The 16,167-nt window shown below is 64.2% G+C and carries 17 protein-coding genes and 1 riboswitch; of the genes, 8 read left to right on the top strand and 9 right to left on the bottom strand.

The window, feature by feature from the left end:
• The first annotated feature begins 132 nt into the window (after nucleotides 1-132).
• Nucleotides 133-1,113 carry a zinc-binding dehydrogenase gene (locus NKJ84_RS01820; RefSeq protein ID WP_352505089.1) on the top strand — a complete coding sequence of 327 codons (981 nt, stop codon included), beginning with the start codon at nucleotides 133-135 and terminating at the stop codon, nucleotides 1,111-1,113.
• A gap of 20 nt (nucleotides 1,114-1,133) precedes the next feature.
• On the opposite strand, the gene NKJ84_RS01815 is transcribed toward NKJ84_RS01820, so the two are convergent.
• Nucleotides 1,134-1,667, bottom strand: coding sequence for a gamma-glutamylcyclotransferase (locus NKJ84_RS01815; RefSeq protein WP_352505088.1), 534 nt, complete (start codon nucleotides 1,665-1,667; stop codon nucleotides 1,134-1,136).
• A 114-nt stretch (nucleotides 1,668-1,781) separates the two neighbouring features.
• On the opposite strand from NKJ84_RS01815, the gene NKJ84_RS01810 reads away from it, so the two are divergent.
• Nucleotides 1,782-2,783 carry a DUF2125 domain-containing protein gene (locus NKJ84_RS01810; protein WP_352505087.1) on the top strand — a complete coding sequence of 334 codons (1,002 nt, stop codon included), beginning with the start codon at nucleotides 1,782-1,784 and terminating at the stop codon, nucleotides 2,781-2,783.
• Nucleotides 2,784-2,917: 134 nt separating this feature from the next.
• Here the strand turns inward: NKJ84_RS01810 and NKJ84_RS01805 are convergent, their stop codons facing one another.
• Together NKJ84_RS01805 and hisC are read right to left on the bottom strand one after the other, a co-directional pair.
• A complete protein-coding gene (locus NKJ84_RS01805; protein WP_352505086.1) occupies nucleotides 2,918-3,853 on the bottom strand; it encodes a prephenate/arogenate dehydrogenase family protein in 936 nt (311 codons plus the stop codon).
• 6 nt (nucleotides 3,854-3,859) lie between these two features.
• The gene (hisC, locus tag NKJ84_RS01800) at nucleotides 3,860-4,969 is read right to left on the bottom strand and encodes a histidinol-phosphate transaminase (RefSeq protein WP_352505085.1); all 1,110 of its coding nucleotides are present in this window, start codon (nucleotides 4,967-4,969) and stop codon (nucleotides 3,860-3,862) included.
• Nucleotides 4,970-5,107: 138 nt separating this feature from the next.
• A riboswitch (SAM riboswitch) is annotated at nucleotides 5,108-5,185 on the top strand.
• A 92-nt stretch (nucleotides 5,186-5,277) separates the two neighbouring features.
• Between hisC and metX the strand changes: the two genes are divergently transcribed.
• Both metX and metW read left to right on the top strand, forming a co-directional pair.
• Nucleotides 5,278-6,447 (top strand): homoserine O-acetyltransferase MetX, encoded by a 1,170-nt coding sequence (gene metX / locus NKJ84_RS01795; protein WP_254816640.1) that lies wholly within the window; start codon nucleotides 5,278-5,280, stop codon nucleotides 6,445-6,447.
• A 115-nt stretch (nucleotides 6,448-6,562) separates the two neighbouring features.
• Nucleotides 6,563-7,177, top strand: a complete 615-nt coding sequence (gene metW, locus NKJ84_RS01790) for a methionine biosynthesis protein MetW (RefSeq protein WP_352505157.1) — start codon at nucleotides 6,563-6,565, stop codon at nucleotides 7,175-7,177.
• Between the two features lie 25 nt (nucleotides 7,178-7,202).
• Here metW and NKJ84_RS01785 read toward each other — a convergent pair whose 3' ends face one another.
• Nucleotides 7,203-7,451, bottom strand: coding sequence for a DUF1330 domain-containing protein (locus NKJ84_RS01785; protein ID WP_352505156.1), 249 nt, complete (start codon nucleotides 7,449-7,451; stop codon nucleotides 7,203-7,205).
• Between the two features lie 345 nt (nucleotides 7,452-7,796).
• Between NKJ84_RS01785 and NKJ84_RS01780 the strand changes: the two genes are divergently transcribed.
• Entirely contained in the window at nucleotides 7,797-8,543 is a 747-nt protein-coding gene (locus tag NKJ84_RS01780) for an SDR family NAD(P)-dependent oxidoreductase (RefSeq protein ID WP_352505084.1), read from the top strand.
• Nucleotides 8,544-8,585: 42 nt separating this feature from the next.
• Entirely contained in the window at nucleotides 8,586-9,611 is a 1,026-nt protein-coding gene (locus NKJ84_RS01775) for an RNA polymerase subunit sigma-70 (protein ID WP_352505083.1), read from the top strand.
• An 18-nt stretch (nucleotides 9,612-9,629) separates the two neighbouring features.
• Here NKJ84_RS01775 and NKJ84_RS01770 read toward each other — a convergent pair whose 3' ends face one another.
• From NKJ84_RS01770 to NKJ84_RS01760, 3 genes are all read right to left on the bottom strand, one after another.
• A complete protein-coding gene (locus tag NKJ84_RS01770; RefSeq protein ID WP_352505082.1) occupies nucleotides 9,630-10,436 on the bottom strand; it encodes a DUF1194 domain-containing protein in 807 nt (268 codons plus the stop codon).
• Nucleotides 10,437-10,512: 76 nt separating this feature from the next.
• Nucleotides 10,513-12,345, bottom strand: a complete 1,833-nt coding sequence (locus NKJ84_RS01765; RefSeq protein ID WP_352505081.1) for an ABC transporter ATP-binding protein/permease — start codon at nucleotides 12,343-12,345, stop codon at nucleotides 10,513-10,515.
• A gap of 128 nt (nucleotides 12,346-12,473) precedes the next feature.
• Nucleotides 12,474-13,244 (bottom strand): class I SAM-dependent methyltransferase, encoded by a 771-nt coding sequence (locus tag NKJ84_RS01760; protein ID WP_352451212.1) that lies wholly within the window; start codon nucleotides 13,242-13,244, stop codon nucleotides 12,474-12,476.
• Between the two features lie 97 nt (nucleotides 13,245-13,341).
• Between NKJ84_RS01760 and gloB the strand changes: the two genes are divergently transcribed.
• Nucleotides 13,342-14,109 carry a hydroxyacylglutathione hydrolase gene (gene gloB, locus NKJ84_RS01755; protein ID WP_352505080.1) on the top strand — a complete coding sequence of 256 codons (768 nt, stop codon included), beginning with the start codon at nucleotides 13,342-13,344 and terminating at the stop codon, nucleotides 14,107-14,109.
• A gap of 21 nt (nucleotides 14,110-14,130) precedes the next feature.
• Nucleotides 14,131-14,559 carry a cupin domain-containing protein gene (locus NKJ84_RS01750; RefSeq protein ID WP_352505079.1) on the top strand — a complete coding sequence of 143 codons (429 nt, stop codon included), beginning with the start codon at nucleotides 14,131-14,133 and terminating at the stop codon, nucleotides 14,557-14,559.
• Nucleotides 14,560-14,563: 4 nt separating this feature from the next.
• On the opposite strand, the gene NKJ84_RS01745 is transcribed toward NKJ84_RS01750, so the two are convergent.
• Both NKJ84_RS01745 and yddG read right to left on the bottom strand, forming a co-directional pair.
• Nucleotides 14,564-15,235 (bottom strand): lysoplasmalogenase family protein, encoded by a 672-nt coding sequence (locus NKJ84_RS01745; RefSeq protein ID WP_352505078.1) that lies wholly within the window; start codon nucleotides 15,233-15,235, stop codon nucleotides 14,564-14,566.
• Nucleotides 15,232-16,137, bottom strand: coding sequence for an aromatic amino acid exporter YddG (yddG, locus tag NKJ84_RS01740; protein ID WP_352505077.1), 906 nt, complete (start codon nucleotides 16,135-16,137; stop codon nucleotides 15,232-15,234). Before yddG ends, NKJ84_RS01745 begins: the two co-directional genes overlap by 4 nt.
• Nucleotides 16,138-16,167: the final 30 nt, after the last annotated feature.

Genomic DNA, 16,167 nt, shown 5'->3' with positions numbered 1-16,167 from the left:
GGCAAATTTGGCACATAGATTGTCAAATCTGCCAATTCTGACTTTTGCCGGCCGACCGTAGGTTCCGCCGCGCCGACGCGGTCGGGCCGGGCCCAGACTGTTGGCCTGGGATCATTTGTTATGGAGAACGGCATGAAAGCAATCGTATTTGACGCCATCGGTTCGCCGCGCGACGTGCTCTACATGGACGACCTGCCGACGCCGCGCATCGGCGACGGCGAGGTGCTGGTCAGGATGGTCTCGGCCTCGATCAATCCGGGCGACTTCCTGTTTATCCAGGACCTCTATCCCGAACCGAAGAAGCCGCATTTTCCCAGGCAGATCGCGGGGAACCACGGTGCCGGCATCGTCGAAGCCGTTGGCGCGAACGTCTTCCTGGAACCGGGCACGCTTGTCGCGTTCAGCTATTATGGCAGCTGGGCCGAGTACGCGGCCATTCCCGCCGAATGGCTGATCCCGTTGCCTGCGGACTATCCGGTCGAACGCGCCGGGCAGATGGTGAACCCCATTACCGCGTGGGATCTGCTGACGGATTCCCGTGTCCGGCCCGGGCAGTGGCTGGCTGTCACGGCCGGTTATTCGTCGATTTCAGCAATGGTGATGCAGTTCGCCCAACGACGCGGCATCAACGTCATCGCGCTTGTGCGGCGCTCGCACCAGAGCTTCGACCTGAAGACGCTTGGCGCCTCCGCCATTCTTGACCTTTCGGACTTGAAGGCAAGTATCCGGGAAGCGGTGATGGATATCACCGGCGGCGCCGGATTGAACGGGATTGTCGACAATGTCGGCGGACCTGTCAGCGGCGAATTGATCCGCACCCTGGCGCTCGGCGGGCAGATGGTGATCAATTGCGGAATGAGTGCTGAGCGCTTCGAACTGCACAATTTCGATGTCTTGCTGAGCGGCGTCGAGATCAGGGCGAATATCTATCGCTATTTCTTTTCGCCGCCTGTCGAAGCCGACCGGCCTGTCCTACGCGAGATCATCGACACCTTCGGCCAGCCCGGCTTCCACGTTCCTGTCGGCGGTCTCCACCCGCTGACCGAGTTCAAGCTTGCCGTGGCAAACAGCCTGGATCGCGCCGATCTTGGAAAACAGATTTTCAGGATGTAGCCCAGGCCACGACACCGAAGCTACGTCGCGATCCGTCTCGTCACGTCTTCCAGCCAGTGATCGCTTATACCCAGTGCTTCGAGGTGCTCCAGCGTGCTGAGCACGTAATCCTCATTCCTCCCCGACTGGCCGACGGCGCCGCGAACGACGGCCGCCGCCTCGGCCGGGTCGAGCGCACCGGCATATTGCTCATGGCTGCGGTCCACGACATAGGCGATGGCTTCGACCGTCCCGCCCCCATCCGTTTCACTCTTGTCGAGGCGAACGCTGAGCACACGTTCGAGATAGACGTTGGTGACCAGCTCGCGTTCGCGCAGATAGGTGATGGCCTCGTTGCGCAGCTCGCCTGGAACCCGGAACGCCAGCCCGATGCAGGAGCCGCCGCGGTCGAGTCCGAGCACCAGGCCCGGCCGTTCGCGCGTGCCGCGATGCACGAAAGAATAGACGCAGAGCGAACGGCGGTAGCCATGCAGGCGGGCACGCCGCGTCTCGACATGCGCAAATCCCGGCCGCCAAATCAGTGAGCCGTAGCCAAAAACCCAAAAATCGCCCATATCGCCAAGCCTGATTGTAACGAACCACTCCACCGGTGGTGTTTCAGTCCGTCTACCTGTTGTTGCCGCAAGCGACAGCCCGCCCGTGCCACCCGCGTTAACGAAAGCCGCAGCATGACGTCAAGTGACGAGCGCCCGCCGCCCAGCCAGCGTCGCCGCCTGTTGTGGCTTGCCGCTTTCATTCTCGTGCTGTTCGGCATCTACAGCGCGGGCTGGTTCTACCTGGCGGATCTGGTCGAGAGCGCCACCGATAAGGCGGTCGCCGATCTCGATGACAAGGGCATCAAGGCCGACTGTGCCAATCTCGCGGTCAGCGGCTATCCCTTCAGCTTCACCCTTTCCTGCGACAGTCTGGCTTACGAGGACGACAGCCGCAATGTCGCGGCATCGACAGGCAAGATCAACGCTGCCACCCAGATCACGCGGCTTCTGTCGCCTGCCGCCGAGCTCAGGGGGCCACTCAGGACCTCCGTTCCCGGCATGACCCCGCTGTGGATCGACTGGGATGATCTGCGGGCCGACATAAAGCTGTCCTGGCCGCTGCCGAGACGCCTCTCGCTGCAGGCAGAAGGCCTGTCCGGCCAGACCGATCCGGCAGACGATGCCGATCCCGTCTCGCTGTTCAGCGCCGGAACTGCCAGCGGGCAATTGCGCCCAAACGGCCCGGACATCGACTATGCCGGCAATTTCACCGATCTCGAAATCGACGCGGCGGCCATCGACGGGCGCGTCTTGCCGCCGCTCGATGGCAGCGGCGATGTGACGCTGAAGAACGGCGTGACGCTGATCAAGGCAAACTCGAAGAGCCTGCGCGGCCTCGCGGCCGAAATCCACGAGCTCGATCTGTCGTCCGGAACTGCGCGCGTCACCGTTTCCGGACCGCTGTCGGTCGATGACGACGGTCTCATAAATGCCGACTTGATGATCAAGCTCAATGATCCAAAGGCCGTGGCGGCGATCCTTGCCACCGCCATCCCCGAGCAGAAGAAAGAGATCCAAACCGGCTTTGCCGGACTGGCGATGCTCGGCAACCAGCCGTCGATGCCGCTGAAGATCGTCAAGGGCAAGGCCTCGCTTGGCTTCATCCCGCTCGGCAAGATCAAGCCGCTCGATTAGAGTAATTCCAGGAAAAGTGTGAACGGTCTTCCGTCCGGAATTGCGCAGAAAACAAAGAGACAGAGCGGTTCGGCGTTTCCGTGAAACGATAAACCGCTCCAAGCCTGTCTGGCCTGCGATCGGCCTGCCGCGGCTTATCCCTTCGGCGGGTGTTCGACTGCCTGGCGACCGAAATCCGGTACGTCGATGTCCTGGCCGGCCTCGATGATCGAGCGGCGGACGGCGCGGGTGCGGGTGAACAGGTCGAACAGCTTTTCGCCGTCGCCCCAGCGGATCGCCCGCTGCAGCGAGGACAGATCTTCCGAGAATCGCGCCAGCATTTCGAGGATGGCATCCTTGTTGTGCAGGCAGACGTCACGCCACATGGTCGGGTCGGACGCGGCGAGACGGGTGAAGTCGCGAAAGCCGGAAGCCGAGTATTTGATGACCTCGGACTTGGTCACCGACTCCAGATCGTCGGCGGTACCGACGATGTTATAGGCGATGATGTGCGGCAGATGCGAAACGATGGCCAGCGTCATGTCGTGATGCTGCGGGTCCATCGTGTCGATGTTGGAGCCGCAGCGGCGCCAGAATTCCGAGAGCCTTTCCAGTGCCGCGGGATCGGTGCCGGGCAGCGGCGTGAAGATGCACCAGCGGTTCTCGAACAGTTCGGCAAAACCGGCATCCGGTCCCGACTTTTCGGTGCCGGCCAAAGGATGGCCGGGAATGAAGTGCACGCCATCAGGCACATGCGGCTGCATCTGCGCGATCACCGATGCTTTGGTCGAGCCGACATCGGTGAGGATGGCGCCTTTTTTCAACGCCGGTGCGATCTCTGCGGCGACGGTACCCGAAGAGCCGACCGGCACCGAAACGACGACCAGATCGGCATCGCGAACCGCCTCTTTCGCATCCGTCGTGTAGGTGTCGCCGAGGGCGAGTAGGCTCGCCCGCGCCAGCGTCGCTTCGCTGCGCGTCGAAATCGCGACTTGGCCGGCGAGGCCCTCACGGCGGATGACGCGGGCCAGCGACGAGCCGATCAGGCCGATGCCGACCAGCGCGATCTTTTCGAACATCGGTGAGGTCATGGTGTTCTAGCTTTTCAGGAATGTCGCGAGTGCGGCGACAACGCCGCAATTGGCCTCTTCGGTGCCGATGCTCATGCGCAGCGCGTTCGGAAAGCCGTAGCCGGAAACGCGCCTCAATATGTAGCCGCGCGCACTGAGGTAGTCGTCGGCAGCCGCCGCCGAATGCTTTTTGTCCTCGGGAAAGTGGATAAGGATGAAATTGCCGACGCTCGGTGTCACCCGCAGCCCAAGCCCGCTTAGTTGCTCGGTCAGCCATGCCAGCCAGGTCTCGTTATGCGCCACGCTGCGCTCGATATGGACGCGGTCGCGGATCGCCGCGATACCGGCCTCGATAGCAGTCGCATTGACGTTGAAAGGCCCGCGCACGCGGTTGATCGCGTCGATGATATGCATTGGCGCATACATCCAGCCGATCCGCGCCCCGCCTAGGCCCAATTTGGAGAAAGTGCGGGTCATGACCACGTTTTCCGCGCTGCCCACCAACTCGACGCCGGCTTCATAGTCGTTGCGCCGGACATATTCGGCGTAAGCTGCATCCAGCACCAGAAGCACGTTTCGCGGCAGGCCGGCATGCAGGCGGCGCACCTCCTGGAACGGCACGTAGGTGCCGGTTGGATTGTTGGGATTGGCAAGGAAGATGATCCTGGTGCGCGGCGTCACCGCGGCGAGGATCGCATCGATGTCGGCGCGTTCATCGGTCTCCTTGACCGTAACCGGGACGGCACCGGCCGATTGTATGTAGATCTTGTAGACCATGAAGCCGTGTTCGGTGATGATGGCTTCGTCGCCAGGCGCGAGGTAGGTCTGCGCCAGCAGGCCCAGAATCTCGTCGGAGCCGTTGGAGCAGACGATGTTCGCCGGGTTGAGCCCGTGCACCTCGGCGATCGCTTCCCTCAGGCGCCTGGCGCTGCCGTCGGGATAGACCGCGAGCTTGTCGGCGACCGCGCGCGCGGCCTCTATCGCCTTTGGCGAAGGGCCGAGCGGGTTCTCGTTCGCCGACAATTTATGGACCTTGGCGACACCTTCAGGCGCCGTGCTCTTGCCGGGCACATAGGCTTCGATATCCATGATGCCGGCGCGGGGCCTTGGACGTGTCTGATCCGGTGTCTGGCTCATTCCATGAAATCCGTCGAGGATGCCTCCATCCGGAAGCCGCAGCGGAAATACAAGCCGTGGCCCGGAATGTCGAGGGGCGGCAATTCGGGATCAAGAACTTGCCGTTGACGAACCCACGCGCGAGTCATAGAAGAGCATCGACAGTTCCGTGGTGATTTGGCCGGTCGGCTTGCAGCCACGTTAAACAACTTGCTAAAGGGCCGTTTGCATCTTGTAACCGGCTTTGCGAAGGCATGGCCGGTTTTTTGTTGCCCTGACTGGCTGTTGCCCAGACCGGTGGACAACTGAAGGCCGGGCAAGGAGATGTGATGGTCGCTTTGCGCGCGCGAAAAACCAACAACGAGGCCGACCAGCCGTCGAGCCCGGTGTTGCGTTTCGGCGCCGACAAGCCGCTCAAGCTCGACGCCGGCACGCTGCTGTCGCCGTTCCAGATCGCCTACCAGACCTATGGCACGCTCAACGACGAGCGCTCCAACGCCATCCTCGTCTGCCATGCGCTGACCGGCGACCAGCATGTCGCCAACACCAATCCCGTGACCGGCAAGCCGGGCTGGTGGGAAGTGCTGATCGGCCCCGGCAAGATCATCGACACCGATCGTTTCTTCGTTATCTCGTCCAACGTCATCGGCGGCTGTCTCGGCTCCACCGGCCCCGCCTCGACCAATCCCGCCACCGCCAAGCCCTACGGGCTCGACCTGCCGATCATCACCATCCGCGACATGGTGCGCGCGCAGCTGATGCTGGTCGAGCATTTCGGCATCGAACAGCTGTTCAGCGTGCTGGGCGGCTCGATGGGCGGCATGCAGGTGCTGCAATGGGCCTCGAGCTATCCCGAGCGCGTTTTCTCCGCGCTGCCGATCGCCACCGGCGCCCGCCATTCCTCGCAGAACATCGCTTTCCACGAGGTCGGCAGGCAGGCAGTGATGGCCGACCCGGACTGGCATGGCGGCAAATATTTCGAGCACGGCAAGCGGCCGGAAAAGGGGCTGGCGGTGGCGCGCATGGCGGCTCACATCACCTATCTGTCGGAAGCAGCGCTGCACCGCAAGTTCGGCCGCAACCTGCAGGATCGCGAAGCCCTGACCTTCGGCTTCGATGCCGACTTCCAGATCGAGAGCTATCTGCGCCATCAGGGCATGACCTTCGTCGATCGCTTCGATGCCAACTCCTATCTCTACATGACGCGGGCGATGGACTATTTCGATCTCGCCGCCGACCATGGCGGCCGGCTGGCCGATGCCTTCGCCGGCACCAAGACGCGCTTCTGCCTGGTTTCTTTCACCAGCGACTGGCTGTTCCCGACCGAGGAGAGCCGCTCGGTCGTGCACGCGCTGAACGCGGCCGGCGCCTCGGTATCGTTCGTCGAGATCGAAACCGACCGTGGCCACGACGCCTTCCTGCTCGACGAGCCGGAACTGTTCGCCGCCATCAAAGGCTTCATCGCCTCGGCGGCGCGGGCCAGAGGGCTCGGCGCATGACCCTGAAAGGTTGCAGGCTGTTCGGATCAGGATCATGCGCCAGGCATCAGCGCATGACCCCGAAAAGTTGCAGACTTTTCGGATCAGGATCACGCGCCAGGCAAGTGACGAGCCCATGAGCGTCAACCGCGCCCAGCGCGTCGACCTCGAGGTCGTCGCCGATCTCATCCCGCCGCAGTCGCGGGTGCTGGACGTCGGTTCCGGCGACGGCCTGCTGCTCGAATTGCTGCAGGCGACCAAGAAGGTCGACGGTCGCGGGCTGGAACTGTCGCAGCGCGGCGTCAACGAATGCGTGGCGCGCGGCCTGTCGGTCATCCAGGGCGATGCCGACAAGGATCTCCAATTCTATCCCAATAAGGGCTTCGACTTCGTCGTCTTGTCGCAGACCTTGCAGGCGACCCGCAATCCGAAATTGGTGCTCGACGAACTGCTCAGGATCGGCAACCGCGCCATCGTCTCATTCCCGAATTTCGGCCACTGGCGGGTGCGCTTTTCGCTACTGTTCAACGGCCGCATGCCGGTGACCAAGGACCTGCCCTATTCCTGGTATGACACCCCCAACATCCATTTCTGCACCATTCGCGATTTCGTCAATCTGTGCGACGAGCTTGGCGCGACCGTGGAAAAGGCGACCGCGCTCGACGCCAATGGCCAGCGGATCGGCTTCTCGATGCCGTGGTGGTTCTGGAATTTTTTCGGCCAGCAGGCGGTGTTTCTGCTGAAACGATAAGAGCCAATCGTCGCAGATCGTCCCCTTATTCGAGAACGTCGGTGGCCTTGTGCGGGTGCTGGACGCCATCGACCAGGACCACGTCGGACTGAGAATTCTCGGTGCGCAGCGGCAATATCTCCTGATAGGCGGGCGAGCGGTACCATGCGCGCGCCTGCTGCATGTCTGGAAATTCGATCATGACGAGGTGGCCCGGCCAGGTGTTTTCAACGACTTCTGCCTCGCTGCCATGCACGATGAAGCGCCCGCCAAACGGCTCCAGCGTCGCATCGATCTTGTGCAGGTACTCGATGATCTGCGGCCCCGGCGTGACCTGGCGTATATGGGCGACGGCCTAGGCGGTCATGGCTGTACTCCCCTGGTGGTCGAAGCCGGACAACCGGCTTGATGGGAGCAGTTTGCCGAGACCTTGCACACTGGTCGATTACCGCCGCGGTAATGACACTGAATACAAAACCGACGCGCCTCTGCCGTTGCTGCTCCGAACAGGGCCGTGGGCGAGCCCTGCTGTCACCTGAAAAATATTTCCGCCTGGCGCCGATGATTTCCGCACGCCTGCGCTGTCCTTATCGATGAGCGCGCCTGGATGGTCCGGCGGCCGGGAACAGAGAGGTGATCCATGGGATCGTTGCAAGGTCAGAATGTTGTAGTCGTAGGAGGCAGCCGTGGGGTCGGCCGCTCCATCGCGGAGGCCGCCCTCAAGGAGAGAGCGACGGTGCTGGCCGTCGCCCGCGGGAAACAAGCCCTGGCGCAATTTGCCTGGGAGGTCTCGGGCGTGACGACGCTCGCCGTCGATGCGACGGTGGACTCCGCCCCCGACAAGGTCTTCGCCGCGCTTGAGCCGGACGTGCTGGTGATCTGCGCAGGCGCGCTGGCCCCTTCCGCGCCGGTGCACGAACAGAACTGGAAGGCGTTCTCGGCAAATTGGGACACGGACGTCAAGGCATCGTTCCTGTTTTGCCGGGCCGCTCTGCGGCGTCCGCTCAAGCCGGGAACCCGGATCGTTCTGATCTCCAGCGGCGCGGCCTTAACCGGCGGGCCACCGAATGCCGGCGGCTATGCCGGCGCAAAACGCATGCAGATGTTCCTGGCCGGTCATAGCCAGAAGGAGGCCGACCGGCTCGGCCTCGGCCTTCGCTTCATGGCGCTCGCGCCGATGCGCATCATGCCGGAAACCGGCGTGGGCAAGGCCGGCGTCGACAGCGTCGCTGCCTATATGGGCATCCAGCCGGCGGACTTCATCGCCGCCATGACCGACATGCAAACCCCGGCCGACGTCGGACGGGCGGTGGTCGCGCTCGCCACCGGCCAGCCGCAAGGCAGTTCCTTCATGGTCAGCGGTAGCGGGCTTGCACCGGCCGCCTGAGGCGCGCGTAATGCAAAGCTCACTCGTAACCGCACAGCCCGCATGACAGACGCTCAACCACCCCTGGAACCAGCACGCCAGCCGATCCTCGATCGGCTGGCCTTCGAGAAGGTCACGGCCGCCCATCGCCGCGAGCTCAAGCTGCATTGCTATCGCATGATGGGTTCGCTGCACGAGGCCGACGACCTCGTCCAGGACACGTTGCTTCGCGCCTGGCGTGCCAGGTCGGAGTTCGACGGGCGAGGTTCGGTTCGTGGTTGGCTCTACATGATCGCGACCAACGCTTGCCTCAACGCCATCAAGGCGAGGTCGAGGGCGCATCGCATTCTCCGGGAACCCGGACGGCCGCCCTCGCACGGGGCGGCCATAGGCGGGCCCGTAGCCGACATCGCCTGGCTGGAGCCCTACCCCGACGCCGAGCTTCCAGACATTGCCGGCAGCGAGCCAGGTCCGGAAGCCCGTTACGAGAGCCGCGAGGCCGTCCAGCTCGCCTTCGTCGCCGCGATCCAGGATCTGCCACCCAGGCAGCGCGCCGCGCTGCTGCTTGCCGACGTCCTGGGATGGTCGGCTGTCGAGACGGCGCGTTTGCTGGGTGGATCGACGGCTTCGATCAACAGCGCGTTGCAGCGCGCCCGCGCAACGCTGGCGGCGCGCTATCCTCAGGGACGGCCGGCCAGCCGATCACGACCCAGCCCCGAAGAAGGCCTGCTGCTCGAACGTTACATGCAGGCCTGGCAGGCCGCCAATCTCGACAGCTTGATCGAGCTGCTGCGTGAGGACGCCATCTACACAATGCCGCCTTGGCGCGAATGGTATCAAGGCCGCGAAGCGATCCGCGGTTTTTTCGAGACCGTCTGGCCGAGGTTTGGCGGCTTCCGCACGCTGGCCACTCGGGCCAATGCCCAGCCGGCGGTCGGGGTTTATTCCCGCAGCCACGATGGCCCTGAATGGCGGGCCCATTCCCTGCATGTGTTCGACGCAGCCGAGGGCGGGATCGCTTCCTTGACGATCTTCATAGGGCCGCTCGGGCCATCTCTGTTCCCGGTCTTCGGCCTGCCACCAGCCTAACCTACCCCTGGGCCAGCCTTATCGGTCAAGTTCCGGGAAATACGGGTCCGAGAAAAACCTTCGGTCGCGCTCGCCTTGCAGGCAGTCGATCGGTGCGTCGATGCGGATCGTCCTCGGATCCAGCTTGGGATACTCGATGCCGCTGACCTCGAGGATCAGTTTGCGGCGAGTGGCGGTGGCGAATTCGGAAGCAGCATAGATCGGCAGCACGAACGAGCCCGGCCCGCCGGTGACGCATTCGGCATAATACCGGTCGAGATGGCTGAAGGTGGGTGACGGGCTGATCAGGATCGGCAGCCCGTTGATGACGATGCCCTTCGCCAGCGCCGCATCGCGCTCCGTTGTGACCGGCAAGCCGGTGTTGTTTGGGCCGTCCCCCGAGACGTCGATGACGCGGCGTTTGCCGGTGAAGGCCGTGCCGTTGAAAAGCTCGGCGCCGAAAGCCACAGCACCGGAAATCGAGGTGCCGCGAAAGCTCCTGAACGGGCGGGCCGCGATCTTGTCGGCGAAAGCGTTGGCGCTCTCCTTGCTGTCGACGACCTGCCAGGCAATGACCGCATCGTCGCGGACGGTGCCGGCCCATTCGAAATAGGCGATGGCGATGCGGCCGAAGGTGCCGGCACGCACGGCGTTGATGAAGTCGGGGTGGCGCAGCGCCGCGACATAGCCGGCGCGCTGCAGGGCAAACTCCCTTTCATCCATTGACTGCGAGATGTCGACGGCCAGCACCAGCTCGACATCGACGGCAATTGGATTGGCCGGCGCGGCCGCAGGTGCCGCCGGGGTGCAGGCAAGGCAGGCGAGCAGGGCGAGAGCGTCAAGCATGGCCGATCGGAACGTTCCCATCTGAAACGATCGCGACAGTTTTTCGCCGCGATCGCGGCGAAATAAAGCTTGCCTTCTATTTCTTTCGGCCAGCCGAGGCGATCGCCGGGGGCGGTTCGATGGCACCTGCCCTGATACGGGCCGGCTTGAGTGGCGGTTGGCCGGCATCTTTGACGATGGTCAAAGCCCGCCGGAAGAAGCGGGCATTGTGCTGGCCGCGGCCGATATTGAGGATCGCGGCGTCGGGAAGGCGCTTCTCCAGCATCGACAGCACTTGCCTCAGCGTTGGGCCGTCGAACGCGTCCAGCGCCTCGTCGATGATCACCCATTTCGGCCGTCGCAAGGCCAGCCTGGCAAAGGCCAGCAGACGCTGCTCGTCGTCACTGAGCTCACGCTCCCAGCGCGCCGAGCGATCGAGCGAGGACGACAGGCGTTGCAGCCCGACATCGGCCAGCACCTCCGAGATCTCGCCATCGCTCGCCTCCGCCGCGCCGTCTGAATGGTTGAGCACCTCGCGCAGCTTGCCGAGCGGGAAATAGGGGGTACGCGGAACAAAGATCGGCGCTTCTCCGGCCGGCATGCCGATCCGTCCGCTGCCCCATGGCCACAGACCGGCAATGGCCCGGAAGAACAGCGTCTTGCCGGCGCCCGGATCTCCGGTGATCATGACCCGGTCGCCGGCGCGGATTTCGACATGTGGCTCGGCAAGCTTGGTGCATCCCTCCGGCGAGGCGACCTCGAGTTTCTCGAAGGTCAGGCTGCCGTCCGGGTTTTCGCCGAACGAAATGCGCCTTTCCGTATGGTGCAGCGCGTCGGTGTCGCGAAGCGCGATGCGGAAGTCGGCGACCCGCATCAGCGTAGCGCGCCAATCGGCGATGCCGCCGATATTGTTGATGAACCAGCGCAGCGACGAATGAACCTGGTTGAAAGCGCCGACTGCCATCATCAAGCCGCCAAAACTGATATCGCCGGCGAAATAGACCGGTGAGGCGACCAGAATCGGCGCGACGACAGTGATCCAGCCATAGGTGTCGGTAACCCAGGAAAGATTGATTTGGGCGCTGTAGATGCGCCGCATGGCGCCCAGCACCATGCCGAGATCGAATTCGAGCCGGCGCCTGGCATCGGCCTCGCCATGCGCCAGCGCGATGGCATCGACATTCTCGTTGACGCGAACCACCGAGGAGCGCAGCTCCGCCTCACGCGTATAGCGATCGTTGTTGAAGCGGATCAACGGTCGCCCGACCAGCCAGCTCAACCAGGAGGCGGTGCCAGCATAAAGGATCGCCGCCCAGACCATGTAGCCGGGTATGGCCAGCGAATGGCCGCCTATGTGGAAGACGAATCCGGAAGACAGCGACCACAGGACGCCAACGAACGAGGCAAGCAGGATGCAGGACTGCAGCAGGCCGATGCCAAGACCGGTGGAAAGATCGGAGAGATGCCCGGCATCCTGCTGCAGGCGCTGGTCGGGATTGACGCCGATGGCGCCGGCATGGGTCAGCCGGAAGGCACGCGCCGGCCGCATCCATTCGTCGATCAGGTCGAGCGTCAGCGCCTCGCGCAGCTTCAGGCGGAGCATCTGGTCGAGCCAGGTCTGGCCGACATTGAGCACCACAAGCCCGCCGGCGATGCCGGCAAAGACCAGAAGCTGATGCAGGAAAGCCGGCATGTCGCGCCGCGCCAGCGCGTCGTAGAAAGGCTGGTTCCAGCGATTGAGCAGAACCTGCCCGATCGAGCTCGCCACGATGACGGCGACGATGCCGATCGCTGCCCAAAGCAATTGTTTTCGCACCGGCGAGGTGGTCAGCGCTATCTTGATTGTTGCCAGCTGCTCACGCAGGCTGCTGGCTTCGATCGACGTGGCAAGCTTCTGGGCGCTGGCCTCGACATCCGGACGATCATCCATCGGTTAAATCCTTGCATTCGGAGCAATGCCAAACCGGTCATAGGGATCGGCCGCACGGCCTTCAATCGGACAGCAAACCTGATATCGTCAGATAGGCGTGAAAAAGCACGTCTCGGATCACGAACGCGTCATCCTGGCGGTGCCGGGTGTTCGGCCCGCGACAGCCGGCCAAGCGTCGGCGCGCCATGCGGCGAGAGAACCGGCACGAAGACGCGGCGGGACGCGCGCTGGGCGACCGGCACGCCTTGATAGAGCCGCTTCTGCGCCTCGACGACGATGACGCCGGAGAAGATCGGCCAGAAGCGCCGGCCGGCGCGTTCCAGCACATTATGGAACTGCATCATGAACCGTCGCGGCGACGGCGGGAAGAACAGCGCATCGGACCACGCCGCCGGCGTGAAATTCGCTTCGCGCAGCAATTCGGTCAGCTGGCCGCGCGAGAACGGTCGGCCATTGCCGAAAGGCGTATGCTCGAAGCGTGCCCAGACACCGCGCCGGTTGGGCACGACGATGACGACACGGCCGGCCGGCGACAGCACCCGCCAGATCTCGTTCAGCGTCTCGCGCGGGTTCTCGACATGTTCGAGCGAATGGACGAGCAGCATGCGGTCGATGCAGGAATCGACCAGCGGCAGTTCCTCGTCGAAGACCAGGGCGGTCGCCGTCGGCCCCGTCGCCGGCCAGACCACCGCGCCCTGTGTCGCCGGCATGAAGGCAAAGACGCGCTCGGCATCGCTGCCGAAGCGCTCCAGCCACGGCAAGGTGTAGCCGAGGCCGACCAGCCGCTCGTTGGGCACGACGGCCCATATCGAGGACAGCGCCATGGTGATCGAGCGTTCGGCCAGGCGGCCGAGCGTGGTCGAATAAAACGAACGGAGATCGACAATGTCTGAATGCATGCGCGGACGGTAGCTTCGAAGCAGTCCAAGTTCAACAAAGGCAGATGACATCGGCTGGCAGGCGCCCTATGTCTGCGGCAATAAAGGGAGAGATGCGATGCCGGTCGAGATCGAACAATTCATGTGCCGCAGCGACAATTTCGGCGTGCTGGTGCATGACCCGAAAAGCAGTCAGACGGCGCTCATCGATGCGCCCGAGGAGGCGCCGATCCTGGCGGCGATCAAGCGCACCGGCTGGACCCCGACGATGATCCTGACCACTCACCACCATCTCGACCACGTCGAGGCCAATCTGGCGCTGAAGGAGCGTTTCAAGCTGCGCATTGTCGGGCCGGAAGCCGAAAAGGCAAAGATTCCCGGCATCGACGAAACTGTCGAGCAAGGCTCGGTCGTCCGTCTCGGCGACGAGCGGATCGAGGTCATCGCCACACCCGGCCATACCGCCGGCCATGTCACCTATCATCTGCCGGCGTCGAAAGTGGCATTCGCCGCCGACACGCTGTTTGCGCTCGGCTGTGGGCGGCTGCTCGAATGCAAGCCGCCGGTGATGTACGAATCCCTGAAGAAGCTCGCGGCGCTGCCGGCCGACACGGTCGTCTATTGCGGCCATGAGTATACGCTGGCCAATGCCCGTTTCGCGCTCACCGTCGACCCGACCAATTCGGCGCTGAAAGAGCGTGCCGCCAAGGTCGAGGCGCTGCGCGCCGACGGCAAGCCGACGCTGCCGACGACGATCGGCGAGGAACTGTCGACCAATCCGTTCCTGCGCTGGCACGATCCGGCGATCCGCAGGCATCTCGGCCTGGAGAACGCCTCGGATGCCGAAGTGTTCGCCGAGATCCGCAAGCGCAAGGACAATTTCTGAGCGGCGCCAGGAGCTAGGGTCATGACCAGTTCCGCCGAAATCATCGCCCTGCTCGGCCTGAAGCCGCATCCGGAAGGCGGCTGGTATGCCGAGACCTTTCGCGGCGGCGCGGCAGGCACGCGCGGCCATTCGACGGCGATCTATTTCCTCCTCGAGAAGGACCAATTGTCGGCCTGGCACCGGGTCAGAGACGCGGCCGAGGTCTGGCACTTCTATGACGGCGCGCCGCTGGCGCTATCGATACACCGAGAAGGCGGTCCCGTCATCGAGGAGATCCTCGGTACGGCACTTGCCGCGGGCGAGCGGCCGCAGATCGTCGTGCCGGCAGGCTGGTGGCAGTCGGCACGCAGCCTCGGCGAATGGACCCTGGTCGGCTGCACCGTGGCGCCGGGTTTCGATTTCTCCGCCTTCGAACTCGCCGAACCAGGCTGGCTACCGGGAACGCCCTAGGCACCTACCCCAGCAGCAAACCCAGCGTGATCGCCAGCTGGCCGGCATAATACAGCGCCCAGACCCCATGGCGCACCCAAATGCGGTGCGCCGAGATGGCGGGCAGCAGGAACTTTTCCGCGGCGTGCAGCCCGTCGGACAGCATGAGCAGGATGACGCCGCCGACGACCCAGACGCTGTTCAGGGTGAGCGCCGCAATGCCCATGCCAAGCAGCGCCGCGGCATGGATGCCAATCGGCAAACGCAAGGCCGGGCCGGTGCGGCGCCAGAGCGCGAAAATCATCGCCAGCGCCAACACGGCCATCGCCAGGGCAATAATTCCTCGCCACGGTTCGGCCGAGAGCAGCCCGAGGCCGCTGCCGGCGCGCAGGAACAGCACGACGTAAAGCACATGCGCGGCAAGAAAACTGGCCGTGCCGCCAAGAAATGCCTTCTCGCCGTCCCGCGACAGGAAGGCGTCGCCGACGGCGCTGAGCGCCAGCGCGGCGACGAGCAGCCATGGGCCGCCCTGCTGCGCGACCAGCACCGCCAGCATCGCCACCGCCAATGTCCTTGCCGCCGACCGCGCCAGCCGCGGCGGCATGCCGAGGCTGAACGCGTAAATCACCGCCGCCGCCAGCGAAAACAGCAGCGTCGCATTGGCATTGGCATCGATGCCGCCGGAAAACGGCATCATGCGTTTGCCTCGCTCGCGGCCCTCTTGCGCAGGAACAGCGATTTCGCCGCCAGTGCCGCGCCGCCGGTGATCAGCACGCAGGCGGCGAGGATGCGCCATGACGGCTCGGCGAAGCCGGCGGCGATCAGCACCAGGGTGGACAGCAGCGGCGCGGCATAGCTCGCCGCCCCCAGCACCTGGATGTTGCCGCGCTTGACGCCGATGTCCCAGGCATAGAACGCCGCCCCCACCGGCATCAGACCAAGGCCGAGCACGGCGAGCCACTGGCCGGCGCCGTTGGGCAGCACCGTTTCTTCCAGCAACAGATGGCAGACGAGCGAAAGGGCCGCGGTGGCGGCGCAGAACCAGGTGACGATGCTGGTCGGCACCGACGGGAAGCGCCGCGACAACAGCGAATAGGACGACCACAGCACCGCGCAGACGCCGGCCATTGCATAGCCGAAGGCATAACGCGCATCGAAGGCAAGCCCGCCGCCCTTGGTGACGATCAGGACCGTGCCGGCAAGGCCGAGCAGCGCGCCGGCGACGTGGTTCCAGGCCAACCGCTCGCCCGGCATCAGCGCCGACCCCAGCACGATCAGCAGCGGCCACAGATAGGCGATCAGGCTGGCCTCGACGGCCGGCGCATTGCGCAGCGCGGTGAAGTAGAAGAAGTGGTAGCCGAACAGGCCGGCAATGCCGATCACCCAGACTTTGCGTGGTATTTCGACCTGGCGCGGTATCTTCGCGGCCCCGTCGGCTGCCGGCATGAACAGCCGGGCAAACAGCCCGACGCAAGTGCCGATCGTGAAGGTGATTGCCGAAAGCAGGAACGGCGGCACGGCGCCCGAAGCATCCGTAAGCAGCGCCAGCAGCGCCCACATGGCGACCGCGGAGAAGCCGATCAGTGTTGCGCGCGCCATACCCGTCGCCCCCTGCCCATCGTTGGCGGC

Origin of the sequence: Mesorhizobium sp. M0048 (genome assembly GCF_040323405.1) — a bacterium.
Classification (GTDB): domain Bacteria; phylum Pseudomonadota; class Alphaproteobacteria; order Rhizobiales; family Rhizobiaceae; genus Mesorhizobium.
The sequence above is the reverse complement of the archived record's forward strand: the minus strand, read 5'-3'. Positions and strand labels throughout refer to the sequence as shown.